The sequence below is a fragment of the Tenacibaculum aquaeponti genome, assembly GCF_052084715.1.
Taxonomy (GTDB): Bacteria; Bacteroidota; Bacteroidia; order Flavobacteriales; family Flavobacteriaceae; genus Polaribacter.
The window spans coordinates 487,025-510,048 of record NZ_CP197288.1; the positions used below are offsets into that span (position 1 = coordinate 487,025).

Annotated in this window: 21 protein-coding genes and 3 tRNA genes; all 24 read right to left on the bottom strand. The window is 27.6% G+C overall.

Going from position 1 to position 23,024, the window contains the following annotated elements; genetic code table 11:
* Positions 1-70: 70 nt before the first annotated feature.
* On the bottom strand, positions 71-1,462 hold the full coding sequence (locus ACSIGC_RS02345) for an RtcB family protein (protein ID WP_442266558.1): 1,392 nt from the start codon (positions 1,460-1,462) through the stop codon (positions 71-73).
* The gene (locus tag ACSIGC_RS02350; RefSeq protein WP_442266559.1) at positions 1,447-2,142 is read right to left on the bottom strand and encodes a hypothetical protein; all 696 of its coding nucleotides are present in this window, start codon (positions 2,140-2,142) and stop codon (positions 1,447-1,449) included. The genes ACSIGC_RS02345 and ACSIGC_RS02350 overlap by 16 nt, the downstream gene beginning before the upstream one ends.
* 755 nt (positions 2,143-2,897) lie before the next feature.
* Positions 2,898-3,572, bottom strand: coding sequence for a hypothetical protein (locus ACSIGC_RS02355; protein WP_442266560.1), 675 nt, complete (start codon positions 3,570-3,572; stop codon positions 2,898-2,900).
* Positions 3,573-3,651: 79 nt separating this feature from the next.
* A complete protein-coding gene (locus ACSIGC_RS02360; RefSeq protein WP_442266561.1) occupies positions 3,652-4,389 on the bottom strand; it encodes a hypothetical protein in 738 nt (245 codons plus the stop codon).
* Positions 4,386-5,150 carry a hypothetical protein gene (locus ACSIGC_RS02365; RefSeq protein WP_442266562.1) on the bottom strand — a complete coding sequence of 255 codons (765 nt, stop codon included), beginning with the start codon at positions 5,148-5,150 and terminating at the stop codon, positions 4,386-4,388. The genes ACSIGC_RS02360 and ACSIGC_RS02365 overlap by 4 nt, the downstream gene beginning before the upstream one ends.
* A gap of 21 nt (positions 5,151-5,171) precedes the next feature.
* Positions 5,172-6,932, bottom strand: a complete 1,761-nt coding sequence (locus tag ACSIGC_RS02370) for a hypothetical protein (protein WP_442266563.1) — start codon at positions 6,930-6,932, stop codon at positions 5,172-5,174.
* Positions 6,933-6,941: 9 nt separating this feature from the next.
* The gene (locus ACSIGC_RS02375) at positions 6,942-8,108 is read right to left on the bottom strand and encodes an ABC transporter ATP-binding protein (protein WP_442266564.1); all 1,167 of its coding nucleotides are present in this window, start codon (positions 8,106-8,108) and stop codon (positions 6,942-6,944) included.
* A gap of 119 nt (positions 8,109-8,227) precedes the next feature.
* On the bottom strand, positions 8,228-10,165 hold the full coding sequence (locus ACSIGC_RS02380) for a hypothetical protein (protein WP_442266565.1): 1,938 nt from the start codon (positions 10,163-10,165) through the stop codon (positions 8,228-8,230).
* Positions 10,165-10,389, bottom strand: coding sequence for a hypothetical protein (locus tag ACSIGC_RS02385; protein WP_299674494.1), 225 nt, complete (start codon positions 10,387-10,389; stop codon positions 10,165-10,167). Before ACSIGC_RS02385 ends, ACSIGC_RS02380 begins: the two co-directional genes overlap by 1 nt.
* 18 nt (positions 10,390-10,407) lie before the next feature.
* A tRNA-Gly gene (locus ACSIGC_RS02390) sits at positions 10,408-10,478 on the bottom strand.
* Between the two features lie 16 nt (positions 10,479-10,494).
* Positions 10,495-10,568: transfer RNA gene (locus tag ACSIGC_RS02395), tRNA-Asp, on the bottom strand.
* A gap of 3 nt (positions 10,569-10,571) precedes the next feature.
* Entirely contained in the window at positions 10,572-11,933 is a 1,362-nt protein-coding gene (locus tag ACSIGC_RS02400) for an SDR family oxidoreductase (protein WP_442266566.1), read from the bottom strand.
* A gap of 13 nt (positions 11,934-11,946) precedes the next feature.
* Positions 11,947-12,021: transfer RNA gene (locus tag ACSIGC_RS02405), tRNA-OTHER, on the bottom strand.
* A gap of 9 nt (positions 12,022-12,030) precedes the next feature.
* Positions 12,031-12,804 (bottom strand): zinc-dependent peptidase, encoded by a 774-nt coding sequence (locus ACSIGC_RS02410; protein ID WP_442266567.1) that lies wholly within the window; start codon positions 12,802-12,804, stop codon positions 12,031-12,033.
* Positions 12,805-12,833: 29 nt separating this feature from the next.
* Entirely contained in the window at positions 12,834-13,520 is a 687-nt protein-coding gene (locus ACSIGC_RS02415) for a hypothetical protein (protein ID WP_442266568.1), read from the bottom strand.
* 232 nt (positions 13,521-13,752) lie between these two features.
* A complete protein-coding gene (locus tag ACSIGC_RS02420; RefSeq protein ID WP_442266569.1) occupies positions 13,753-14,754 on the bottom strand; it encodes an RNA ligase, Rnl2 family in 1,002 nt (333 codons plus the stop codon).
* A 768-nt stretch (positions 14,755-15,522) separates the two neighbouring features.
* A complete protein-coding gene (locus ACSIGC_RS02425; RefSeq protein ID WP_442266570.1) occupies positions 15,523-16,224 on the bottom strand; it encodes a DUF434 domain-containing protein in 702 nt (233 codons plus the stop codon).
* Positions 16,225-16,413: 189 nt separating this feature from the next.
* On the bottom strand, positions 16,414-17,481 hold the full coding sequence (locus ACSIGC_RS02430; protein ID WP_442266571.1) for a nucleotidyltransferase domain-containing protein: 1,068 nt from the start codon (positions 17,479-17,481) through the stop codon (positions 16,414-16,416).
* A gap of 303 nt (positions 17,482-17,784) precedes the next feature.
* On the bottom strand, positions 17,785-18,534 hold the full coding sequence (locus ACSIGC_RS02435; protein ID WP_442266572.1) for a nucleotidyltransferase domain-containing protein: 750 nt from the start codon (positions 18,532-18,534) through the stop codon (positions 17,785-17,787).
* A gap of 26 nt (positions 18,535-18,560) precedes the next feature.
* A complete protein-coding gene (locus tag ACSIGC_RS02440; RefSeq protein ID WP_442266573.1) occupies positions 18,561-19,196 on the bottom strand; it encodes a hypothetical protein in 636 nt (211 codons plus the stop codon).
* A 14-nt stretch (positions 19,197-19,210) separates the two neighbouring features.
* Positions 19,211-20,008 carry a hypothetical protein gene (locus ACSIGC_RS02445; RefSeq protein ID WP_442266574.1) on the bottom strand — a complete coding sequence of 266 codons (798 nt, stop codon included), beginning with the start codon at positions 20,006-20,008 and terminating at the stop codon, positions 19,211-19,213.
* Complete coding sequence (locus tag ACSIGC_RS02450) at positions 19,980-20,672, bottom strand: hypothetical protein (protein ID WP_442266575.1); 693 nt, start codon at positions 20,670-20,672, stop codon at positions 19,980-19,982. The genes ACSIGC_RS02445 and ACSIGC_RS02450 overlap by 29 nt, the downstream gene beginning before the upstream one ends.
* A 165-nt stretch (positions 20,673-20,837) precedes the next feature.
* Positions 20,838-21,719, bottom strand: coding sequence for a phosphatase domain-containing protein (locus ACSIGC_RS02455; RefSeq protein ID WP_442266576.1), 882 nt, complete (start codon positions 21,717-21,719; stop codon positions 20,838-20,840).
* 170 nt (positions 21,720-21,889) lie between these two features.
* Positions 21,890-22,918 (bottom strand): RNA ligase, encoded by a 1,029-nt coding sequence (locus ACSIGC_RS02460; protein ID WP_442266577.1) that lies wholly within the window; start codon positions 22,916-22,918, stop codon positions 21,890-21,892.
* Positions 22,919-23,024: the final 106 nt, after the last annotated feature.

Sequence of the window (23,024 nt, forward strand, 5' to 3'; positions counted from 1 at the left end):
CACTCGAAGTGACAATTCGTAATTCATCATTAAAAATTGATCATTATATAAATGATCATTGTTCACAGAACTACTTATCCATTCTCACAATTTTCGGTGTAAAAGTTCCTACTACTTCTACCAATTCTTGTTGATTTGCCATGACTTTCTTTATGTTTTTATATGCCATTGGCGCTTCATCAATTCCGCCTCCAATTAAACTCACTTGATTCATATTCAGTTGATGTTTAATATCACTTTTGGTGAATTTCTCTTTACATTTTCTTCTAGAATGCTTTCTCCCTGCTCCATGTGAAGCAGACTGTAAACTTTCTTGATTACCTAATCCACGAACAATGTATCCTGGTGCCGTCATAGATCCTGGAATTACTCCTAATTCTCCTTTGCTGGCAGGAGTTGCTCCTTTTCTATGTACGATTCGTTCTACTCCGTTTACTTGTTCTTTCCAAGCAAAATTGTGATGATTTTCAACCATTGCTAGTGGCTTTACTCCTAACAATTTTGCTACTCGTTTGTGAATATTATCATGACAAGCTTTTGCATAATCACCTGCTAAATTCATAGCTAACCAATATTCTTGTCCGTCATGTGTATTTAAATCTAACCAAGCTAAATGCTGTACGTTCTTTGGTAACGGACATTGTTTACTCGCTAAATAGGTATAATGCTTTGCTATATTGGCTCCTAAAGCTCTTGATCCGCTGTGAGATAATAATCCCACATATTCACCAACTGGTAAATCAAACTCGTTTTTTTCATCAGTTATCGTTACAATTCCGAACTCTACAAAGTGATTTCCACTTCCTGAAGTTCCTAATTGTCTAAATGCCTTTGTTTTTAAACGCTTTACTAATGGAATATCTCGAAACTCACTACGTTCAAATATTTCATGATCTTGTTTTTTATCATGAGCTTCATACATTCCAAACTTTGTATGCTCTTTTAAAATATTCTCCATTTGATGTTGCTTTCCTTTGATGTGAGAAGCTTTCATTGGATAAATACTTAAGGCCATTCTACAGCCGATGTCTAACCCCACACCATATGGAATCACTGCATTCTCTGTAGCTAAAACTCCGCCAATGGGCAAACCGTAACCCGAATGTGCATCTGGCATTAATGCACCTTGCACTGCTATTGGTAATTTTAAAGCATCGTATAATTGATACTTTGCTTGATCATCAATTTCGTTTTCTCCATAAATTGAAAATGGAGCTCTTGTATTTCGTAATTGATGCATTCTAACTTCTACTGGTTTTGTTAAACCTTCTGCAACTTTCCCCCAAATCGCATTTCCTTGATATTTTTCAGGATGAAGCAATACGTCTTTTGCTTCTTCTAAAATGCGCTCTTTCTTTTCCTTTTTTCTGTATCGGTTAATTTGCCCTAAGGCGATGTTTATGCTATTATTTTGTGGAAATCCTAAATTGATTAGATCTTTTCCTTTTAATCTCTTTCCCATGTTACTTTCCCATTTAAAATTGCTGCTATTGGATAGTTTTGTAAAGCTTTTAATTGTTTTTTAGCCTTAAGTTTATCCTTTGTAAAATCTTGGGTTGTCCAATAATCTTTTCGATTCCAACCACAAAATTTTGCATTTGCTTTGTAGTATCCGTTTCTTAACAACTTGTTATCAAGTAAAGCATCTTCACTTTCTAACTCTGGATCAATTCTTTTAGAATGTGTTATATAAGCTCTCGTGTATTTTATACGATAGGCGCTTTTAGGAATTCGTACATAAAATCTTTTTCTAAGCTTTTTATCTTCTGTTCTGTACGAATACACTGTGCACATTTTTTGTGCTTTATAACTTAATCTGTTGAATTGACGTTTACTGATTGTTGGAAAATCTTTATAGATCAGATATTTTGAAATTTGGTGAAACCATTGCTTATCAGCTTCTTTTTTGGTTCTGCCCCAAAATTTCTTCTCTATTACATCGTATAATTCAAAAATCTCTTTCTTGTTATTATATCGATCTACGTTTTGAGTTATAACAATCTCTTTAAACCAACCATGTCGAATTGGTTTTTCAAGTTTTATATACCCTAAACTTTGTTTTTGTTTCCAAATTTGACGTTGTCTTTTCCAGATACCACGAACCTCTTTAAGCCTTTTCGACTTTTTATGTTCTGGTTTCAATTATTTTCCTATTAAACGTTGCTCTGTTTGTTTCGGAAATGGTAATAAACTAAACGGAATTGTGTAGTATTAAAAATCCGAAACTTTGTTTTGGGCTTCGGACTTTAAACATATTGAATACTATTTATGAATGAAGTCACGAAGCTGTTGTGCATAAGAACCTAGTTCTCTTGTTACACCGATGTCTTTTCTTAAATTGAACATTTTACTTCGTTTTTTTATGTGTTAAGTTTTAACTCCTTTTTTTATTTTATATGAGTTAGACTCCCCTAACTATTATAATAAAGTTATTAAAACGATATTTTGTTTTTGCTTTAATTGCGATGCAAAGATGTGAGGCTTTTTTTTATTACGCAAGAAAAAAACAAATTTATTTTACTAAAAATCAAACACTTAACCCGGATAAAAACAATAAAAATCCTGTCCGAATTTCTTCAGATAATTAATCTATTGTAATTGAGTTATGTAGTACTATTGACTCTTTTTCCAAAGGGCTACATTTTTTTCATAAAAAAAGCGTCCAAATTTTACAACTTGGACGCTTTTGAGTGATTTTATACTACAATAACCTATTTGTAACTCCATAAAAATCGCTTTTGAGCGTCCGATATGTGATTAAATTGCATTAGCATAGGTTATATTTTTGTTTTTGCGTTAATAAATATGTCAGCAAATATGACAATTTTATTTGATTTATAGGCTTAGATTGATTTTAAATTAAATTTGGACAAATAGAAATAAATAAAATATGGGCTTTAACAAGCTTCATTCATTAAGTATTTAATTCCTTTACTTTTTAAATTTCTAACTTTTCTCTTACCTTCTTGCCTACTTTCTCTATAACTAGGCCAATCATCATGAGTTAACCATGGGAATAATTTTCTTTCTGTTTCGTAATATCCTTTACTTTTTAATTTTTGATTTAAAAAAGCGATTTGTTTACCTAATTGAGGATCTACATTTCGAGTATGAGTTACATAAGCTCTTGTGAATTTTATTTTATAAGCTCCTTTAGGTATCTTAATATAAAAACGAGTTCTTAAGTTTTTTCTTTCAGTATAATATTGAAAAGGAATACATAGTTTTTTAGCTTCAATACTCAACCTATTGTATTGTTTTTTATTGATCGTAGGAATTTCTTTATTGATTAAATATTTAGAAATCTGGTTTCTCCATTTTTGTTCTGCTTCTTCCTTAGTTTTAGCCCAAACTTTTTTCTCAACTAATCTGTATACTTCTTCTATATATTCTTTATTAGCATACTTATCTACATTATTAGTAATAATTAGCTCTTTAAACCAACCATGTCGGTAAGGTTGATCTAACTTTATTAGTTTTAACTCTGATTTTTTTTCATATAGAACATTAAGTTGTCTGTATATTTTACGAACTTCTTTCTCTCTTAATGTTTTATGATTTTTAGGTTTCATAATTATTTATTTTTCAATACAATTTCTTTTCAATCGAAGAACAAATATGCTACTTTCTTTTTAAATTAAATCTTAAAAACTATTTAGTAGTAATATATTGTTTAATTACATAGCGCATTGGATTAGATTCTGAAATTTTTAGCACTATCGAATCTCCTACTTTTCGTTCACCTACAAACTTATTAATAGTTGTTATATCATTATAAGACTTGTTATTGCAACTATATTTATAATATAGTCGTTGATAATATCTCCCAGGTCCGGCATGGGCCCAATTTATTTTGTAAATATGTGCTTTTACAATTTGAGTTTTTTGCCCAATAAACTTATACTCTCCAGTATAAATAAGGTTTATTATGTAAATAAATAAAGGTGATAAAGTAATTACTATTAAGGCATTTTTCCACTTTTTCTTTCGTTCATTTTTTTGTTCAAGATTATACTTTAATTTCCATTTTTGATAATTTTCTTTATTTAAAGTTTCTTTTTTTGCTTTATTATTTTCAAAAAACTCATCTGTATCATTTAAATTTTTCTCCAGAAAATTATCTATATAACCATAAAAAGATTCTATACTTGAGATTTCGAATTCTGAAAAAGTAACTTTATTATTATCTAAATACTCTACAAGAAATTTATCATTTTTCTTTTTTAAAACAATAGATTTACGTTGATCTACATAACTTAAAATATATACAAAAACATGAAATACTCTTGCGTGTTTTACTTTTTCAATACTAGAAATAATATCTTCTTTACATGAAATATCAATAGTTTCATCTTTAAAATCGTATAATAAACGAACTAATACTCTCACGAAAATAGTTTACTTAAAAGTTTTAAAAATTTAGATCTATCGTTTTTTGGGTCTTCATCCTTTATTTGGACTTTTTTCATAGTAACAGTTTCATATACAGCTTCAATATATTCAAATTCGTTCATATCTGGTTGTACTAAATCTGCTCCTCCTTTATGTGGAAATTGCACATAATATTTTGGTGGTTTTGGAAGTTGTTCTTCACATTCTTTTGAACATAAGTTAGCTAACATTGGAATGATATCTGTTCCTACTCTGGTAGTTATCCACATTTGATTTGTTACTTCATAGCTCATTTGTTTACTACAAATACTACATTTTAAAGTATCACCATGATATCGAATAGGATTATGATTTAATCGAGGAAATCCCATACGGTTTTTGTAATTTCCATAAAGCACTCTTGTACTAATACGACTGTCTTTTAGGTTCTTACATTTAAATATTTCAAATGGAAACCAATGTAAATCATAAGATGTATAAGGATCAAAGAATTCAAGTGATTCCATCTCACCTATTTCTGGTGGAATACGCTTTAAATTACTACCATATAAATCAATTTTCTTTACGTTTTTAAGCTTAGCTATAGATTCTGGTAAAGTATAAATTTGAGAAAATAACTCGTTACCAAGAACATCTCTTGGTGAAAACTCTTCTGCGTTGCTTTCTGCAAGTTGATCTACATACTCGCATAACTTTTTCCAAGCAATTGATGTTCTATCTTGAACATTATTAGGTATTTTAGAAATTCTTTTATTCATTAGAATTCAACTTTATTAAACTTATTCAGTCCAAGCTCTCCAATTTCTTATTGATTTACTATAAAAGAAAATTCCAAATATCCATACAGAAATGGTAAACCAAAATCCATATTGATCATACCATATTAAAAATGGATCATTATTTCTATATGGATAACCTAGCAGTTCTTTGTAATATAAAACTGCGAGTAATATGATTAACGGAATAGCAAATTGAGCTAAAGAAAATAAAATAGACACTAATCCTTTACGCCATTTATTTAATAAAGCTAAAACTGAAAAAATTACGATTAGAATATTTAAAATTAGAGCAATTAAAATTCCTATTTTACTATTAAACCCTAAATATCTATCTGCTATAAAAATCAATAATATTCCAAAAATCAATACTACACCAGCTGCTACAACACTTAATAACATATTTCTTATATCTGTAGTTTTAAATAAGAAAATTAATAATGAGAATACAATTGATAAAACAATAAATACATATAAACTAACAGAATCGAAAGTTGGATGAAATGTATAATAAACATTTTTAAAGAAAGTATTTAAACCACTAAAATCACAATAAGGTACATAACCAAAATATTCATAATATTCTTTTTCTATTAAAATACTTTTCCCATCAGAAGTTTTAGGAAACTGACTGTAATAAATTTGATCTTTTTTATGTGAAGTATTTGGAATTAAAACAGTATCTATTCTCTTTTTAGTTCTGTAGTAATTTAGTTTAAGCTTATCTAGATCATAATTTAAAGCTTTTCGATCTTTTATGTTAATAATATACTGATAATCATTTTTAAAATTTAAAAGATACAACCAATCTTCCTTCTTAATGTTATGCTTTACATTGTACTGTTTTGCTAAATTATAAAACTCGTCTAATTTGTTACGAAGAACATTTTCGTCTTTCTTATCTAATAGTTTTTGATAATAAATTAATCTATCCTTTCGATCAGTAGAATCTTGCCCATAACTAATAAACTCTCTAGAAAAGTTATATAAATTTGGAGTAATTAATTCCTTGTAAGAAGAAATATCATAAACAATTCTATATTTAAAAGGTTGACTATTTTCAACATATGAATCCTCATCATAAATTCCTTCATCAGCAAAAACATTATTTTTAACATCTTCAGCTATCAATTCATGATTGATTTTGAAAAATTGATAATACTCGTCGTTATGTTTTATAAAAGCTCGTGTTGTATCTATTGTAATTCCTAAATAATCTTCTCTTTTGGTGGATACAACTTCTAAAGGAAAAGGATCTGGATAATCTTTTTCTTCAATTTCATAATTCGTTCTATTTTTTAAAAAAAAGATCGCAGCATTATTAAACTTTTTAATATCTGTATCTATTTCATTCCAATTGTATAAAGTTTTTATTTTACTAGTAACTCCTTTTTTATATGAATAATAATGAGTGATATTGGTGAAAAATATTAAAAACAGAATACAAAACTGTATGAATAAAGTTCCTTTTTTTAATGGGTAAAAATTCTTGAAAGCGTTATTTTTCAAGTAGAAAATAATCCAGATTAATAATGATATGATAGAAGTTAAAACTCCTATTAAAAATGCTGGAGAGCCATAATAAAATTCCTCTAAATTATAATGACTAGAAACATCACTTTGAGTATTTACAGATAAAAAACCAGCTATAAAAAATGTAAGATGTACAATGATAGCAAAAGCTAACATCCAAACTAGTTTTGTATTCCAAATTAATGGATAATGTTCTACTAAGTATTTATTTATTTTTTTAATCGTTTTCATAAGCAAGTATTAGTACACAAAAAATCTTCTGGTTGATTTAGAAATATCTCTGATGTATTGAATTGTAAAATTGTTTGACGCTATAATTGATAAAACAGTATTGAAAGTAATCGTGTTATCTTTAAAATATATGATATACACTCCTCCATTATACTCGATTTGTTCTAATTCATATTGTTCAAACACTTTTTCTATATCTTCTCTTGAATTAGCAGTATCAAACTCTATAATTAAAGAGTTTTCTTCTTCAGTTTTTAAACCTAAAAGATCTGTAGGTTTACCATTTCTTAAATAAATTACTTCATCTGAAACCTTTTCAACTTCATATAATTGTTGAGATGAAAAAATCATAGCAATAGGATTTACATGAGATTTGGCCAGCATTTTTAAATCCTCTAAAATTACTTGTTGCGCAAGAATATCTAAATTAGCCAAAGGCTCGTCTAACAGAACAATTTCAGGTTTTCTAAGCATTGTTCTCGCTAACTCAAAACGCATTTTATATCCAGAAGACAATTCGCTCCATTTTAAATCTTTGTATTTCCATAATCCAAATCTTGCAATCATCATATGTACTAACAAATGATTTTTCTCACCTGTAACTCCATGATGAACCAATGCAAACTTTAAGTTATCAACTACGCTTCCATACCATTTTGAAGTTCTTTGAGGAATATAAACCAACTTTGATTTTAAATCATAAATATCATCTGTTTTATTAAGAAATGAATATGACAGATTACCTGAGGTTTTTTCTATTAAAGAAGCCAAAATTGTAAGCAAAGTTGTTTTACCGTTACCATTCTCACCTACTAATCCGAAAATATCTCCTTTATTTAACTCTATATTGATTGGACCCAGTTTAAATTTCCCTCTTCTATATACTTTTTCTATAGAATTCCCCTTAAGTATTGGTTGGCCAATTGCATTTTGATCTTCAATTTTAAAACCATTTATAATTTCCTTACACTTTATAAAATCATTTAAAACATTGGATTTATCTTCTTCTTTTTCATAAGTTTCAACAAATGTTAATGCAGCTTTAAACGCTTCAATTTTATCTGTATTTAAAGTTGCATCAAGTAACATTCGATAACCTAAGGAATAATCTCCTTGATTGTAATATTCTGTGGCTTGTTGAATAAGTATTTCTTGTTTTGTCAACTTATCTTCCATAACAATTTATTTTTTTAATAAGTTATCTCTCTGTAAAACTAGGTTTTATTTCTCTTTTCTGAAAACTTGAACCTTTATTCGTTAGAGTTTTTCATATAAATGCTTACTGCATTTGCTTTTTATGATTCTGCGATTAATAATTTAAAATACTCTTCCTTGGTTAAAGGTCTAATTTCACCTTCAGGTATTATTTTTCTTTTCATTTCACAAAGTAATATATCACCTTGTCTTTTTAAATGTTTGATATGAGGAATTATATTTTCATGAATTCTAAAAGTAGATGCAATTGCTTCTAATGGATTGTCTTTGTATTTGTTTTCTATCCATAACCAATGTTCGTTATTTGTTGATGTACACCAACATTTTACGGCATAACCTTTTTGCAAATTTCGATTCCAAACTCTTAAATCACTAATTTGATTAAAATTAACTTCATAGGTTTCAAAGATATTATGCTTTTCTACAATTGTTTTATTTCCTTCTAAATCATATTCATAATGCTTTACTAAAATTCCTTCAGATTTAATTCTACTTGCGTTTAAAGCTTTCATTACTTCTGCAACACCAACATAATTAAATGAGAATCTTCTAATATTTAAGTTCTCAATTTTAAATAATTTCTGAAAACTTAAAGCTTCAACTTCTTGCCATACTCGTTCTATCTTTTTTAAAACAGTAATTAAGTGTGGATTCATTTCACATGTCCATTCTCTTAAAACTTCACGTGTATAAAAGTTTTGATAGGAACTGTGTTTCATTTTCAATATTTGCACATACATGTTGAAGGAAATTGGTAACTTTTGATTTCTCCAACGGGAACCTAAATAAAAATAATTTTTAGACAATAGCTGATTTTCTCTTATCTGATGATAAAACTCTTTGACTATTCCTGGATTATCAGTTTCAAAATATTCTGATTTATTAATGTTAGTAATTGTAGTATTAATTTTTACAAAGTTTTCTTTGGCTTCTTTACTACCTTCTAAGACAGAAATTGTTTTTAAATTCTTAAACTTTTTGGTTGTATTATCTACTAATCGTAAAGTTCCAAAAACTTTAGTAAGCTCTGGTGTTTCTAGATAATCATTAGTAAAATAATTTCCTTTTACTATTGTTAAGTTATTTAAATAATGTATGCTCTTAGCTGATTCTGGAGTTATAATACTACCATTAATTACTCTTAGATTTGGTAAATAATGCTCAAAGTCATAACTGTATTCTATATTTATTATTTCTAATAAATGAGCTTTAAAACGACCATTTAAAAGTGATTGTTTTTGAATTATTCTTAATTGTGGAGCAATAAGTTCTGTCCCTTCTTTAGTTAAAGTAATACTACCTACTTTATATAAAGATGGAAATGTATTATTCATTCCTTTTTGAATGATTAATTTTTTACCTATTTCATCAACACAAATTCTTTGATTTGAAGAGTTGATCTCACATCTTCCTAAAATTAATTTCAATTTAGGTGTATGTACTTCTCTTTTATCATTTTTCTTGATGAGTAAATCTCCCCAAATCTTTTTAAGATTAGAAAAACTACAAGAACTATTTATGATTTCTATAGAGCCAAAATGTTCTTCCATAGGAAAAACCAATGGATAACTTGCGTCATAAATTCTAAGATTACAGTATTGATTGTCTTTAACTTTCTGTAATTGTGAGTTGTTACTAATCTCTATCCATTCATTTTCTTTTTCTACTCCATTTATAACTTTTAGTTTAGGAAGTAATACTTCTTCGTACTTTTTTAATTTTCCTAGAATCTTTTCTAATTTAGGTAACCTTGTATTTACTTCATGAATATTTAAATTTCCTTTAATTAAATGTAATTCTGGAAATACATTTTCTTTACCATCAACAGACAATACCCCATCTACTATTTTTAAGTTTGGAAATAAACAATGTGTAGCTCTTACGATTAAATTACCTTTAAGATGATCTAGTTGTATTGTACAAGCATGTAAATATATTTCTAAATGAAATTCTTCATATAATTGTAGAAATTCTAAATCTTCTTCTTTAACGATTTTTATAATTGGTAAATCCATCATTAATCATAAGCATTTTCTACAATACGTGTAATAGGATTATATTCTTGTTGAACATACTTTATTACATATTCACTTTCTATTTTTATACATCCATGCTCACCATGAGTTACAAATCCATCTCCTTCGATTTGGATAACTTCTGTGCTATTTAAAGTTTTTACAACCTTAATTTTACTAGCTTCTAAAACATGTGTATTTGTTGTTTTTTCTAAGAAATGTTTCATAGTCTTAAGTTTTTAAAAGAAAGAGGGTTGGAATCGAACCAACATCATCGGATTGGCATTCCGCTGCTTTCCAATTAGCTTACCTCTTTCTTATATTTTAAAAAGTGAAGATAGACTGGATTCGAACCAGCAACCTTATGCGTGACAGGCATATATTCTTCCATTGAACTACTATCTTCATATTACCAATTTTCTATTTTGTAATTTTTCAGCAATGTTCCAGCTAATATAGGTTTTTCTTGGATTCCTTCTAAAATTGGATGTAAAATTCTAGCTGCTCCATCTACAGAATCTAAAGGAGGAATATAGCCTCTTTTAAACTGTTTTTCTCGTAAAACTTCTTTTGCTCCTGTAGAAATCCAACCTACATCAACGGCATACATCAAAATATTATGATCTTTTTCAAACTGTTTACCAGAAGTTCGTGTCATCATATTTAATGCTGCTTTTGTCATATTTGTATGTGGATGAAAAATCGTTTTATTATTGTAACTAAATTGTCCTTCAGAAGAAGTTACATTAATAATGAATCGTTTATCAAACTTAGATTGAGAGAATAAAGGAGTTAATTCTTTAATCAAAAAATAAGGTGATATCTGATTAATCAAATTAACTTCTAACAACTCATACATAGAAACTTCTTCTAATGTTGAATTCCAACTTGTTTTCTCTCTAGTATCGATAGGCTGTCCAAATCTATTCATTTCAAAATCCTGATATTCTTCAGAATTCACTAATAAGTTAGTTTCTTGCAAAACTGAAGTTGTATTTGCAATACACAAATTTTCATCAGAATTTAAAAGTAACTTCTGCTCTTGTTGAACTAATGGTGTGTAATAAATATCGTTGTATTTAATAGTTTGTGCTGCGTTATTTATTAAAATATCTAAAGTATTGTAATTAGACTTGTAGAATTCAATAAACTCTTTTACAGCTGTTAGGTTTCTTAAATCTAAACCGTAAACTATTAAGTTATGTTTCCAATCGTTATAATCTTCTTCTTTTTTAAATTGATTTAAAGCTAAAGCTGGAAATCTACTTGTAACTACAACATTTGCATTTGCTCTTAATATTTTTAAAGCTGTTGCATAACCAATTTTTACTCTTCCTCCAGTAATAATTACGTTTCTTCCTTCTAAATCAATATTTTTAAATCTGTTTTCATAATTTTCTTCAGCACAATTCGGACACATTCTATTATAAAAAAAATGAACCTTATTGTACTGTACATTGCAGACATAACAATTCTTAGGTTTATTTATCGATTTAAATTCTTTAGTAGTATTCAATTCACCTTCAGCATATAACGTTTCATTACGAATTGCATTTTTGAAAATGGTAGATTCTTTTAAAACATTTAAATCTTGTTTTAATCTTTCTTGAGTTGACTCATGACTCTTTTGCTTTTTCGCTTTTTTATGAATCTTAGTAATTAAACCAGAAAACAATTGATTATCTGGATTATGAAAAGGATTGTCTTTTAAAGTTTGTAATACTTTAATACAATTGTCCCATTCTTCTTGAGTAAATTGATATGTTTCCATATGATTTTCTTTGTGGAATAGACGAGACTCGAACTCGCATCTGGGTCTGGCCGGACACCTAGTTTTTCTCCATTTAAACTACTATCCCATTAATTTTTTAATCTACTGTAAAGCAATCATCTAACATTTGATATAACTTCGGATGTTTTCTTTTTAATAACATTGGTCTTTCGAAAAAATATTCGCAAGCAACTGCAAAAAATTCTTCTTTTGATGTTCCTCCGTAATTCCTAATATCAGAATCATCGTTATTAATATCTTCCATTTTATCATGAACTAAATCTAGCCAAACTAACAAATTCTTATTGTCTAATAATGCTTTAGGAATACCATCAATATTTCCGTCTAGTTTATCTAGTAAATGAACAAATTCATGGATTCCGGTATTTCCTTTATCAGTTTTGTTCGTAAAACCATGGTGTAAAGCTCTTCTCGATAGAATCATTTTATTTTCAAAGCGTCCGTTTCCAACTAATCCACCAATAATTTTGTTTTTTGACTTTGCTGCGAATTCTAAATCTTCATTAAAGTAATCTGGATAAATAATCACAGTTTTTAAATTCGGATACATAAAATTATTAAAACCAAAAACTGGGATAATAGCACTTGCTGCAACTAATAAAATATCTAAATCTTCAAATACAAAATCAACCGCAATAATTTCTACACTATTTAAAAAAGTCTGAATTCGTTTCTTAAAATGTAAACGATCTTCTGTACTTAATTGCTGATAAAACAGTACATTTTCTTCTAATATTGTATACCAATGTTCTTGAATTTCGACAGTATTAATTTTAGGTTCAACTTTTTCTTTAGTGATTACTTTATATACTAAAAAAAGGACAATAAGAGTACTAATGATATATAACAAAATACTTTTTCTTTTAGGCTAAAATACTATTATTTTTCATTTTCTAAATTCAAGAAAGGCTCTACAAAACCAATAAATTCTAAATTACTTTTTTTCCATCTGGCTCCGTGACCAGAAGTAATACGAACTTCGTAAATCAACTCGTGTTTAAAATGATAAAATACATTCCACCATGTTTTGTGATGTAGTAAATATTGTATCAGTTCTTTTACCTTTTCCTCTTTCTGTTTCGGATTTCCTTCCACACTACCCCAAAAGTTATTTATTGTTCGCTCTGAATGTTTTTCAAAAGCTCTAACTGCTTTAGTAACGTGTAAATTATATTGCTCAAAACTTGCTTTAAAAACATCATCATTTAAAGGCGGAAGTGCGTTTATCGTGTTATTTGTTGCTGATGTTAAACGTTGCCCTAAAACCAAAAGAAAATCAGTGATATCTGTATGTTGAAATCTTTGAATTAATTCATCAACTTCATTTATCTCAAACAAAAATAGAAACTGTTCATAGGCAGCTTTTCTATCTCTTTCAATTTCTTCTTCGAAATATGGTAAAGCAAGTGTATTTAAAAAATTAGCATCTGAATGATAACTGTGTAAATTAGATATGAAAGACGTTAAATGTTCTTTTTTACAATAGGTTAAATAATGTTCTTCCTCTTTTTCAATGAGCTTTTTCTGTAAGGCAAACAGTATAATATATAATTCTTCTTTTTTCATGTTTTATTAAATAACACTACAAACTTAATTTATTACTGCGTATTCTTTTTGCGTAGCAATTTAAAAAATTAGAAATGGAAAGATTTTTACTTACATCTTTGGGTATTTTCCAATGTTTTGTCTTTTAAACTACATTTCTAATTTTAATAGTTTCTGAATTTAATTCGAAATTATTTTTAAATAATTAAATCTACTTAATGAGAACCTGAAACAAGTTCAGGTTGACGTTACTTTACTTAAAAAGAAGTACTTCTTTAACTAAACTAACAGCTTCTTTGTTAAGTTCTTTAGTAAATAGTTTTTGACGTTCTTTTTCAATAGTGTTCCACTCTTCTTCGTAATCTTTCTTAAAATCTACAAAAGCATCTTGAGATAGTAAACCAATGGTTTTACCAGTTTGTTTTGGTTCGAAATCACCAAGTTTACTTTGTACGTTCATTAGTCTGTTTTCGTTAATGTAACTCATTAGTTTTTCTAGTGTTTCCTTTTCTTTATCTGAAAATGATATCACAGTAGTTTTTCTAACTCGTGTTGTTGCATGTGAACGTTCAGACCATTTTTCGTTTTTGTTTTTAAAGATTACTCGTGTTCCATTTTTAAAAATTTTACTTTCTACTGGTTTAATTACAACACCTTCACAAGTGTTATCTTTAATCTCTGGAAGGCCAAGCCAACCTGGAATCTTTGAATCAAACTCGTTTGAATATGCTAGACAATCTTTAAAAGAACCTTCAAAAAGTGATTTTGCATAAAATAGTCCAACAGTTTCAAAAAGTTCATTCGCCTCATCTACATTTAGATACACTTCTTGATCGATACGAATATCAAAAGCATAGAAATCGTTATCAGGTGTATAAAATACTCCTTTTTGAATTCTTGACATTCCTTTTGATTTTGGTACTTCCGGATGTTCGTAACTACCTCCAAAGATTTCACCATAGACCGTAACTTCAGTTATAGTTGGATATTTTTCTTTAACAAGTACAAATAGTTTTTTAATTGTTGTTCTATACTTTTCTAGTACATATTTATAGTTGTTAAATTTTTCATCTTCAGCAATTAACCCACTACGTTTTGCGACTTGAATTACTTCTCCATCTGTAATGAAAGAAAAGTTAGATCCGTGCACTTTTTCTTGAACTACATATTTTTCTTTATCATATCCATGAAGATAAACTTGCTCAATTTGTTTTTCACGGTATGTGTTTTCAATACTGTTATATTTCTTAAACATGATCTTATTTTTTTAATAATTACTAATTCTCTTTTTGCGCGCTTGTGTAGAAGATGAGATTCGAACTCATTGCCATTAAACATTCCTTTATAATTCTACGTTTTTTATTAATTCTTTAAAATACTTTTTCTTTAATACTGACAATAAAAAAAGCACCTCGTTTCGGAGGTGCATTTTAAAATTTATATATTAAACTTTTTACTGTCTATACCTCCTAATTTTCATTTGAAATAACTCCATAACAATACTAGCACTATTTATTTGTGCACTTTTATTAGTATTCCAATCTTGTATATTATTCATTTTTAGCATTTCCTATGAATTAATTTTTTCGTGGTGCAAATATGTGTCAAATATTTTAAACACACAAACTTTAAAGAACTAAAAACCAGCAACTTATCTTAAAACAATTCAATAGAGTTCCTGTCCGTAGTTTTACGAATACACAACAAATCTGTTACTATTTTGATTATTAGTTATTTGTTGATTCAACATCGACTATGTGTTTACCTTTTATCTTTCTAAGATTTTTAATCATTTTTTACAAAAAAAGCGTCCAACTTAAAAATTGGACGCTTTTACTATGAATTATTATTTGTTTTTAATCTCTATTTTCTTCTGAAATAATTACATAACGTCCTTCCTGCGTTCATCCAATTTAGATAAACACTAGCATCTTTTCTCGATATTTGAATTTTGTTATGTAATGATTCTTGTTTCATTTCTGATGCAAATATGCAATATTTTTTAGAGTTTGAGAATTCTAATCTAACAAGAAACTAATGTTTTATAATTTTTGGGAAGTAATTCAGCTATTAAATTAAACCAAATAGATGTGCGATCTAATATCCAAGCATCTGAAGTTATAGCTACAAATTCACTATTTGCAATTACTTTATCTGGATTGTTTTCTAAGATTACCTCCCAATTGTAATGATATTTTTCTGCAATAGTTAATAATTTAGTTTTCATTCTACCACTATTAGAAACTGGTTGATCGAAAACCCAGACAACTTTTTTTACCTTATATTTTTGAAAGAAATCACCAATTAAACGTATTGCTTCTTCTGTTTGATTTACACTTTTATAAGTTCCATGTAAAGAAGACAAATCACGATAAGCTCCATCTTTTCCTTCAAAAACATACGCATTAGAAAGAATACTTTCTAATAATATAATTTGATTAAAACCATCAATTGTGATTTCTTTACCGATCAAATTCTCTTTCGAAATTTGCTTTTCCTTTCTGTTTTTTACAGCTGATGCTGCTGCAGACATTCCTTTTATAGCTTGTTGTTGACGTTTATTCAACTTGTAACGATTACCAACTAATTCGCAAGAAGAAGCTTCTCCATAACCACGTTCTAATAGAAACGACATATCGAAAACTGCTCCTTTTATCTTTCGTTGCATAAATTCTTGTCCAAATAATCGATCATCTGAACCTTCTTTTCCTCTATTCTTTGGCATTATTAGTTTTACGAGTTAAGAATAATTATAGTAATTCTTTATTTTAGTTTATTGAATAATTTTTAGTTGTAAATACTATTTTTACGTCATTCCGAATTTATTTCGGAATCTCATAAATTTTGCAAGCAACAATTTTTAATGAGAACCTGAAACAAGTTCAGGTTGACGTAAGTTTATGATCACAGACCACTAATATTCGTTCTGATTATAAAATTCAGTTCTTATACTGTTCAATAACTGATTAGCTAAAGTTTTATCTGGTCTTTCTGGTAAATCTGATGTTTCATAAAGCTGTTCTAATTCTTTTTTAATAGTTTCTGCTTCACTAACTAAATCATCGTATTCAAATTCAGCATTTTTAATTCTAAATAGATATTTTCTTTCAGATTCACTAACTCTAACATTTACTACTTTGTTTTTTGCAATCTCTTTAGCCATATGCAATAGACGAAATGTGTGCATCATGTTCTTCGCATCATAATTTTTATCATGAGAAATATTACTTTTATAACGTTCATCGTTTCTTTTATCAACCCAATCCCAATATTCTTTGTACTTTTTACAATACGATGAATAACCTTCTAAATTACTGTATAGAACAGCAATTGGATTTTCTTCTTTCGGAATTGAGCTTGTACACACCTCGTTTGCATTTTCTCTCGCAATTCCTTGATAGCCTAATGCATCACTATAAAACAAATTGAAACAATTTTTCATATTTGGAATTTTAGCCAATCCGCAATTATTGATATCTAAATCATGTTCTGTTAAATATTCTTTTAATGGTAATGATTTTTTTCCTTGAAGAACTGTACAAAAATCAATAATTTCTTTTCGTTCTTTTTCAACCGGATTAACAATTTTCTTATTTAAACCTCTCGCCTTTTTAATCTGAGTAAAAGCATAATTAGCAAATGTATTCTTGCATAATTTTGATAAAAATAACTCCGAAGTAATTTTATCGTAAATAGGGTGTTTAATTTGAATACACTCAGCTGGCATATTTAATAATTCTAGAATATTCGGATTATTCTTTAAGCATAATTCTATAAACTTTCTTAATTCATAATACACAATATCATTCGTTTCATTATTGATTTGTCCAACATAATCTAACGAATAGAATTTATCTTTTGGTAAAATAAAAACACCACGAATATCAGTATCTGAAGTAGGCGTTTGTAATCCATAAGCTCTACTTCCACTAATACTTTCGAAAATAATCGAGTTTGATTTTTTTAATTCTTCTAGTGTCATTTCTTTATATTTTTAAATAAATGTCAGGTTGAGCGCAGTCGAAAACTTTTTGATAATGAATAATTCTTCTTTCTTTTCCTTGATGAAAAGAAGCAAAAATCAAGATTTATGATAAAAAATTAAGAAAATGCTACAGCATCTACAGCCACAGATGAAAAAAACTCGTTATCACTCAAACAGTTTTTCATCTTTTTCCTCACTGCTGCCTTGATTTTCAAACTTTTTATCAATAGATCATTTTTACAATTGCTCTACAAGGTTTTTATTAAAAGTATTAGGCACATAAATAATTTTTAGTGTTAGTTACAAATCTAAATATTTCAAAAAGAAAGTATTAAACGCTTCTTGATTTGCTTTTCCGCTTGGCAAACTATTTTTTAACTCGTTATTTTCATTAATAATGTCTCTAACTAAACGAATTAGTTCATCTGAAACAGGATCGCTACTCTTTTCTATTCGTTCACTTTTTAGCTGAATTACTTCATCAATTTTAGCATGAAAAGATGTATCAATTAATTCATACAATTCTCTAAAATATACTGGTGGAATTGTATGCTTTTTGGTAATCCAATTGGCACATAAAGCAGTTCTGATAGTATAAAAGAAACTCTTTAATGTCATTTTATCAGTTCCTAAAGTTTCCTCAAAACCTTTATTCATTGCATTAAAATGATGAAAACCAGCAATTGGATTAAAATTTTCGCTTGCCAATTTTTTTAATTCTTCTAAAAAAGCGGTGTTGGCTCTATAAATTACAGATGAAAATAACCAACCTGTAAACGAAGCATTTGATTTTGCTAATAAACGAAGTGCTTTTCTGATATCCCAGCCAGATCCATCTAAATCATCTTCTGTCATAAATTCGATCGTATCTTTTGTTTCCCAAAGATTTAAATACCAGTCTTTAGAATGTTTGTATACAAATCGAATATCGTAATCGGAATCTGGAGAAGCAAAACCCCAAGCTCTGCTTCCCGACTCTACTGCAAATAGAATTTCAATATTCTTTTCTTTTTCTAATGCAGCTAAATGTTCTAAAATTCTTTTTTCCATAATTTAAGTTTATAATAGAATATTATTTAAAATAAATCATTTTCTATTTTTTGACATATTTCACTATAAAAAATAGGAATATAAAATTTAGTTCTAGAATAAAAATGTACTAACTCATAATAAGAAACTTCATCTTTTTCTACATTCATAAATTCAGCAATAGACTCTGTTTGTTCATTAATTATATCAAAATTATGTTTTAATTGATTATTAATAATTCTAATTGAATTTACTTCATCATACCCTTCCAGTTCTCTTAAATTAATATTTTTTGTTTCGAAAAAGCCTATAATATTATTCCATTTATACATATTGAAATTATAATCATCTCTATAAAAAGTCTTTATTAGATTTTTTAAACATAATTCAAATTGTTTATATGCAAACATAATTTGTGATTCTGAAATTATTAAAGCCTTATTCATTTGATTGTATAATGAATGATATGTGTAAGGAATCAAATTCTCTTCAGGCCAATAATAATTACCATTTTTGTCTAAATTCCTTTTTGTTTCATCTATTTGAAAGATTATATCCATTAAAAAATTACTTACATAAGAATCATAACTATATACATCAAGGCTTTGTTTTAAAAATTCTAAAGCATCTTTAGTAGGTTCCAAATTCAAAAAAATATGTCTAGAATAACCTTCTTTTTTCATATAAAATTTATCTATTAATTATTTAAACTCACTTCTTTTACCATATCAATTACTTCTTCATTACACTTTAGAATATTATGATCTGAAGTAAAATTTCCATAATTAGAAATTTCTTTAATCCAAATATCTTTAAGAATATTTAGTTCTTGTTTATCGGATACTGAAATTACTTTTCTATTTATAAAATTAGAAAATTGAGGATAGTAACTCAATATCTCTTCTTTTGAATATACTTCTTTATTTTTTGAAAGCAATAAAATATTCTGAGCTATGTAAAAAGCTAAAATTTTCCAAACATCTTCATTCGCTGTATTCTTCTGATTAAAAGAATTAAAACTTGTAAAATCAAGTATTTTTAAAACATCTATTTTATTTGAAAAAGAATGAATTCCTTTAAGAATAGGTTTAATGTTAACTCTTAAATCTGTTCTAGTTAACATTGTTAATACTGTTCTTACGGCTTTGTAAATCGCTAATGTTTTATTTCTTTTTAATAATCGTTTAATTGGTAAATCAAAAAACTGTTTATGATTTTTATAAGTATGATAGAATGCATTATTCAAAGAATCAATCCATGATTTAGTATATATGGTATCGACCAAAACTCCATCTTCAATTACTACAAAAATAGCATTCCAGTTCAATTCAAAATCTAACATTAATTGTTTTAACTTGATTTTGCGTTCTTCTTGAGTTAATGGCATTTCTTCCTTTGTGATTTCAATAATTACATCTAAATCAGTAGAACTTGTTGATCCATATTGATAATATCGAAATGGAAAATCATGTATCTTTTTTAAAGTTGGTTTCATAATTTCTCTTTTTCAAAACACTTATAAACTCATTTAAATACTCTTGTAATGCATTTGCATTACTTTCTTTTCTTAGTAAATACTTTTCAAGATTTGGATAATATTCAATGATACCTTCTTTAGTATACAATTCAACAGCTTCTAATAAGGCTAACGTAATTCCTAATTGAAAAGCTATGGTTTTATACACTTCTATTTGAGAACCATTTTTTCCAAAACCTTTAATCTTATCAAGTTGTATACTCTCTAAAAAAACAACTTTATCTTTAATACTTCCTCTTAGAGCTTCTTTTGCTTTTGTTCTAAATTCAGTTCTTGTAAAATATGATATTAGAGAACGTAAACACCTCTCTATTCTAGCTTCAACATTTCTGTTTACTTTCCTTATTATTCTTTTTTCAAATTGCTGTTTATAAACGTTATAAGTTTCATACAAGGCATTATTTAATTCATCTTCTTCTCCTTTAAAACAAGCTATGACTATACCTTTTTCAATAATTGCTAGATTAGCATTTATGACTTTATTTGTATCGATATTTGACTTTTCGATGTATGTTTTTATCGTTTCATGATTTTCTTGTATCGAATTTAACTCATCAACAAAAAAACATACATCTAAGTCAACAGAACTTTTAGAACCGAAAATTTGATACGGAATTTCCATAGTTTACTTATGATTATCTATATACGTCAACCTGAACGTGCTGAATTTATTTCAGTATTTCAGATTATCATTGTTAATTAGATTAAACTGTTATGAGATTCCGAAATAAATTCGGAATGACGTCAAAACTAAAATTAGTATAGATAACCAACATTAATTTACATTCTAAAAATCACCATAAAACACTTGTAAACAAGGTAGTTGTAATTTCTTCCTCCACAAATCAACAACTTGATTTCTATCATCTAGAATAAATTCTACATAAAACTTATTTTCAATTTCATTTCTATATAATTCTTCTTTTATAATAGAATCTTTTCTTTTGTCTTTAGGATTACGCATCCAAAGTGCATCGTAATTTACTTCATGCTTTTGAAGCCAAGATTCTGTTTCTGATTTGTATTGACCATCTCTACCAGAAAGTAATAAGATTTTGTATCCTAGCTTCTGATAATTCTTTACCAGATTAACGATTGGTACATTAGGCAAATCTTGCTCACATTTACTACCATCAAACGGACTTCTATTTGTAATTAAAGATAAGGTTCCGTCTAAATCACAAATAATAGCTTTTGGTAAATTTTCATCTTGCTTTACATATTCGTTTTTTAGCTTTTCTTTTGTTTTCAGTTGTTTATCCATTCTTAGAATAACTTCCCTTCCAACAGATTTTTCTCTAGCAGCATCTCTACGAATTGCTTCTTCTACATCTATTTCCATTAACTTCACTTCAACTTTTACAGCGTGACCTGTTTCATTGGTGTATTCACTGGCTATTTCTGCAATTCTTTCCTGATTTTTGTCGTAAAGATTTGTATCATCGACAATAACATGTTTTCCTGCTATAAGCGCTTCTTTGATTAAAAAATCTCTTGTTTTCACAATAAACTTTTCATTTCCTTTACTGAAGTGATTTGCATCTAACATTTCACGTAAACTATCTCTATTGATACGCTTATACATTCCAGGATTTTCTGAAACTAACTTTTTAGCGTATGTTGATTTTCCTGATGCTGGTATTCCTTTTAATATGATTATTCTTTTCATTTTCTTAGTTTTTAATTGTAATTCTTAATCTATTTTGAAATTAATAACGTCAACCTGAACTTGTTCCAAGTTCTCATCAAAAACTTAAAATGTGATTATCTTGAGATTCCGAAATAAATTCGGAATGACGTAAAATAGTTGTCATTAATAATGTTATAATATTTTAATATCTAATTGTGCTCGTTAGAATATGCCTTTTCAAATACTGGACGAATCATTTTCCAAATAATTTGATCGTAGTTTTTTTTATTTTTCATTGAAAATAATACAGCTGGATATGTACAGCTTTGAAAATACGCTGCTGTTTCTCTGTCTGTACCAAACTCTTTATATTCTAACTTTGCGATTTCTTCTATATTTTTAAATTTTAATTTTAAATCTGACTCTGTTTTTTTTACCCATTTAAAAAATTCATCTGGTACATCTTCAATCCATTTTGTTAAACTTCCCTCTTCTTTTAAAGTTTCCCAAATGGTTAAAGAAGAAATTTGAGTCACAATTTTGTGTAATTCTATATACTGTTCAAATTTTATTTTTACTCTAAAACCATTTTCATATTTAATTACAAATCCTTCTTTATTATTCCAGTTTAAACTTTTAAGCTCTTCGATACTATTATAATGATATTGTTTTGGTAACGGAAAACCAATATCTACTAGTTCTTCTTCTATACCTGTTTTAGTATCTATAATAGCTAAAAGTACTAACTTTTCATCTTGACCATAATCTACAATAACTCTGTTTTCAGGATAAATGATTTCAAATACATAAGTCTTATTCAAATCTAAATTCTGAATACAATGTTTATACTTGCTATTTAGTAATTGGTTTGCTCTAATTGATTGTTTACTATTAAATGAACCTCTAGTTGCAATATACGGCTGGTTGTTTAGCCAATATAAAATTCCAAGTGATCCATCCATTTTATCAAATATCTTAAAATGAAGATTCGGTAAATTTTCATATCCGATCTCTTCTACATTGAAAAACTTAGCGATAGGATTAGCAATGATATTATAATTTGCATCTAAAATCAATCCTCTACATTGTAAAGTTTCTTTTGTCCAATAACTTTCATATTGTGCAGATTGCGTATAATTATAAATCCATAAATCAGCTTCCGGATGTTTATTCTTATGAATATATCCGTTATGAATAGCTTCCTCTAATTTTTCGATATTTAAAATATTTGTTTCCATTTCATTTTAATTACGGTACAAACATCCGTTTATATTACGCAATATTTTTGCGTAATAAAAAATAATTATAAAAAATTGAAATTTATATTGAATTCGAAAAGTCTAT

What these genes read in the sequence shown, in the direction of transcription:
- ACSIGC_RS02345 (WP_442266558.1), bottom strand. Translation starts at nt 1,462, where the DNA reads ATGGGAAAGAGATTAAAAGGAAAAGATCTAATCAATTTAGGATTTCCA.
- ACSIGC_RS02355 (WP_442266560.1), bottom strand. Translation starts at nt 3,572, where the DNA reads ATGAAACCTAAAAATCATAAAACATTAAGAGAGAAAGAAGTTCGTAAA.
- ACSIGC_RS02365 (WP_442266562.1), bottom strand. Translation starts at nt 5,150, where the DNA reads ATGAATAAAAGAATTTCTAAAATACCTAATAATGTTCAAGATAGAACA.
- ACSIGC_RS02370 (WP_442266563.1), bottom strand. Translation starts at nt 6,932, where the DNA reads ATGAAAACGATTAAAAAAATAAATAAATACTTAGTAGAACATTATCCA.
- ACSIGC_RS02375 (WP_442266564.1), bottom strand. Translation starts at nt 8,108, where the DNA reads ATGGAAGATAAGTTGACAAAACAAGAAATACTTATTCAACAAGCCACA.
- ACSIGC_RS02380 (WP_442266565.1), bottom strand. Translation starts at nt 10,165, where the DNA reads ATGATGGATTTACCAATTATAAAAATCGTTAAAGAAGAAGATTTAGAA.
- ACSIGC_RS02385 (WP_299674494.1), bottom strand. Translation starts at nt 10,389, where the DNA reads ATGAAACATTTCTTAGAAAAAACAACAAATACACATGTTTTAGAAGCT.
- ACSIGC_RS02400 (WP_442266566.1), bottom strand. Translation starts at nt 11,933, where the DNA reads ATGGAAACATATCAATTTACTCAAGAAGAATGGGACAATTGTATTAAA.
- ACSIGC_RS02415 (WP_442266568.1), bottom strand. Translation starts at nt 13,520, where the DNA reads ATGAAAAAAGAAGAATTATATATTATACTGTTTGCCTTACAGAAAAAG.
- ACSIGC_RS02420 (WP_442266569.1), bottom strand. Translation starts at nt 14,754, where the DNA reads ATGTTTAAGAAATATAACAGTATTGAAAACACATACCGTGAAAAACAA.
- ACSIGC_RS02425 (WP_442266570.1), bottom strand. Translation starts at nt 16,224, where the DNA reads ATGCCAAAGAATAGAGGAAAAGAAGGTTCAGATGATCGATTATTTGGA.
- ACSIGC_RS02430 (WP_442266571.1), bottom strand. Translation starts at nt 17,481, where the DNA reads ATGACACTAGAAGAATTAAAAAAATCAAACTCGATTATTTTCGAAAGT.
- ACSIGC_RS02435 (WP_442266572.1), bottom strand. Translation starts at nt 18,534, where the DNA reads ATGGAAAAAAGAATTTTAGAACATTTAGCTGCATTAGAAAAAGAAAAG.
- ACSIGC_RS02440 (WP_442266573.1), bottom strand. Translation starts at nt 19,196, where the DNA reads ATGAAAAAAGAAGGTTATTCTAGACATATTTTTTTGAATTTGGAACCT.
- ACSIGC_RS02445 (WP_442266574.1), bottom strand. Translation starts at nt 20,008, where the DNA reads ATGAAACCAACTTTAAAAAAGATACATGATTTTCCATTTCGATATTAT.
- ACSIGC_RS02450 (WP_442266575.1), bottom strand. Translation starts at nt 20,672, where the DNA reads ATGGAAATTCCGTATCAAATTTTCGGTTCTAAAAGTTCTGTTGACTTA.
- ACSIGC_RS02455 (WP_442266576.1), bottom strand. Translation starts at nt 21,719, where the DNA reads ATGAAAAGAATAATCATATTAAAAGGAATACCAGCATCAGGAAAATCA.
- ACSIGC_RS02460 (WP_442266577.1), bottom strand. Translation starts at nt 22,918, where the DNA reads ATGGAAACAAATATTTTAAATATCGAAAAATTAGAGGAAGCTATTCAT.